This window comes from Clavibacter lycopersici (assembly GCF_003576405.1).
Classification (GTDB): Bacteria; Actinomycetota; Actinomycetes; order Actinomycetales; family Microbacteriaceae; genus Clavibacter; species Clavibacter lycopersici.
Genome location: NZ_QWGT01000300.1, coordinates 1 through 2,840 on the forward strand (window position 1 = coordinate 1; position 2,840 = coordinate 2,840).

At 77.2% G+C, this 2,840-nt stretch carries 2 protein-coding genes and 1 pseudogene; all 3 read right to left on the bottom strand.

The window, feature by feature from the left end; all coding sequences use genetic code 11:
- A pseudogene (locus tag DZG00_RS14185) lies at positions 1-421 on the bottom strand (ABC transporter permease subunit); the annotation flags it as partial.
- Positions 421-1,962: an ABC transporter substrate-binding protein gene (locus DZG00_RS14190; RefSeq protein WP_119455756.1), complete on the bottom strand. Its 1,542-nt coding sequence runs from the start codon at positions 1,960-1,962 to the stop codon at positions 421-423. The pseudogene DZG00_RS14185 and the gene DZG00_RS14190, both read right to left, overlap by 1 nt.
- Positions 1,952-2,840 (bottom strand): MFS transporter (locus tag DZG00_RS14195; protein ID WP_147360020.1); only part of this gene is annotated, 889 nt, incomplete at its 5' end. The genes DZG00_RS14195 and DZG00_RS14190, both read right to left, overlap by 11 nt.

Sequence of the window (2,840 nt, forward strand, 5' to 3'; positions counted from 1 at the left end):
CGGATCCGCGGCTGCGGCGGCCGCGCGTCGCGGCGCGGAGGGCGGGTGCGCAGAGGAGCGCCGCCACGCCCACCGCCACCGCGATCGCGAAGGCCATGAGCGTGAGGGAGACGCCGAGCGCGTCGAGCGTGCCCGGGAGCACCGGGCGGCCCGAGATCCACGACGTGCCGAGGTCGCCGCGGACCACGCCCGCGAGCCAGTCCAGCGATACGGCGAGCGGCCCGCGGTCGAGGCCGAGCTGCGCGCGGACGGACGCGAGCGCCTCCGGGGTGGCCTCGAGGTCGGAGTAGCGCGCGCGCAGGATCGTGTACTCCGGGGAGCGGCCCGAGAGCCACGGCAGCGCGCCGACGAGCGCCACGACGGCCGCGATCGCGACCGCACGGGACGCCCCGACGACGAGCCCGTCGCGCGCGCGGCCCATCAGCGCTCGACGCGCGTGTCGGCGGTGATGAGCGCGCGCTCGCGGGGATCCCGCACGGCGCCCGTGACCCCGGCGGCCTCGCCCTGGATCACGCGCTCGTGCAGGAGCGGGACCGCGGCGTCGTCGGCGAGCACGCGCGCCTCCACCCCCATGATCGCGGCGCGGCGCTCGGGTCCCGCCGGCAGCGCGGACGCCGCGGTGAGGGCCTGGTCGACGGCCGGGTCGCACAGCTGCGAGATGTTGAACGAGCCCTCGCACGCGAAGTCGCTGTAGAGGTACGCGGCGGGATCGCCCGAGTCGAGAACGGTGGCGCGCGACAGGATGAACGCGTCGAACTTCCCCGCCAGCGCGTCGGCCTCGATGTACTGGTACTCGCGCACGTCCTGCGTCACCTGGAAGCCGGCGGCCTCGAGCTGCTGCTCGAGCTGCACGGCGACCTCGGGGAGCTCGGCGCGGTCGGTGAACGTGCCGAGCGTGATGGGCACGCCGTCCACCTCCGCGGGTGCCGCGCGGCCGGCGATGGCGTCGCGGTAGGAGGCGTCGCCGCGGAGGTCGGCGGCCCAGGGCAGCGCCGGTCCGAGGAGCCCGTCGGCCTCGTCGGCGCGGCCCTCGTAGACGCCCGAGACGAGCGCGGCGCGGTCGACGGCGGCCTGGGCGGCGGCGCGCACGGCGGGATCCGCGAACGGTCCCGTCCGCGTGTTGAGGTACAGCGTGTTCGTGCGCGGCATGGCGACCTCGTGGAGGAGCTGCGGATCGACCTGCGCGGCCTGGCCCACGGGGATCGCCTCGACCACGTCGGCCGTGCCGGTGCGGAGCGCGGCGGCGCGCGCGGTGCCGTCGGGGACGAAGCGCACGTCGATGCCGGCGGACGCGGCGCGCCCGCCCCAGTAGTCGTCGAACCGGTCGAGCGTGGCGGACGACGTGCCGTCCACCGCGGTGAGTCGGAACGGACCCGTGCCCGTGCCGACCGGCGAGACGGTGCCGTCGGCGCCGTAGGCCGAGGCGGCGAGGATCGCGAGCTGCGGGCTCGACATGCGCTGCGGCACGAGCGGGTCCGGCGTCGCGGTGCGGACGACCAGCCGGTCGCCGTCCGCGGTCGCGGTGAGGTCGACGCCGTCGAGGATCCGCGGCTTCGGGCTCGCGGTCGCGGCGGCGGTGAGCGAGGCGGCGGCCTGCGCGGCCGTGAGGATCGTGCCGTCGTGGAACGGCACGTCGGGCCGGATGTCGAAGGCCCAGGTGAGGTCGTCGACGCGCGTCCAGCCGGTGGCGAGCTGCGGCTGGGCGTCGCCGAGGTCGTCGAGGGTCACGAGGGTCTCCGCCGTGCTCCAGCGCGCGAGCTTGAAGGCGTCGTCGCTGAGCGGGGTGAGGCCGGATCTCGGCGGCTGCAGCATGGCGAGGCGGATGCGGCCGTCGCCGTCGGCGGATCCGCCGGTGGTGGATCCCGGGCTCGCGGCGAAGCAGCCGCTGAGGGCGAGCACGGACGCGGTGGCGAGGGCGATCAGGGCGGCGGAGCGGGCGGGGCGGGAGCGGCTAGCGGGCATGGGGTCCTGTCTCGGGGATGCGCGGGGCATCGGCGGCGATGCGCGGTGCATCGGGGGTGGTGGTCGGGGGAGCGGGCAGCAGCCGGGGCAGTCCGACGGCGGCGGCGACGGGCAGCGCGGCGAGGATCCCCCAGGCGAGGGCGGGTCGGGCGTCGAGCAGGGAGCCGACCACGCCGCCGGCGACGAGCACGGCGATCCCGCCGCAGCTGGCGAGCAGCCCGTAGTACGACGCGGTCGGGCGGCCGGCGGCGTACGACGGGACGAGCTCCATGGTCACCGGCCCCGCGGTCATGTGGCCGAACGTGAGGCAGACGACGAGGACAGCGGCGGGGACGAGCTCGGCGCCCGGGGGCGGCGGCACGACGGACGCGAGCGCGAGCCCGGCGAAGCCCGTGGCGGTGATCCCGAAGCCGAGGGCGAGCGCGCGGCCGGGCCCGAGCCGCTTCGCGAGGAGGGCGACGGGCCACTGCAGCGTGATGGTGAGGAGCGAGACGGCGAGGAACGCGGATCCGACCGCGGCCGTCCCGGCGCCCGTGCGCGCGAGCTCGAGCGGCAGGCCGAGGTAGAGCTGGTTGTAGGCCACCAGGTCCACCGCGAACAGGGCGGAGAAGGCGAGGAAGCGGCGGTCGCGGACGGCGGCCCAGCGGTCGGGGCGAGGTGCGGCGGATCCGCCGGGGCGCGGCGTCGACCAGACCGCGCGCCCCGCGTCCGCCGGGATCACGCACCACAGCGCCACCCCCACGGCCGCGAACAGGGCCGCGCCCACGAGCACGGTCGCCGAGAACCCGAGCCCGAGCAGGGCGGCGCCCGCGAGCGGACCCACGGCCGCGCCGATCTCGCCCACCAGCACGAGCGCCGCGAACAGCGACGGGCGGCCC

Bases quoted from the DNA above. Each gene is read 5' to 3' on its own strand.
- DZG00_RS14190 (WP_119455756.1), bottom strand. From the start codon at position 1,962: ATGCCCGCTAGCCGCTCCCGCCCCGCCCGCTCCGCCGCCCTGATCGCC.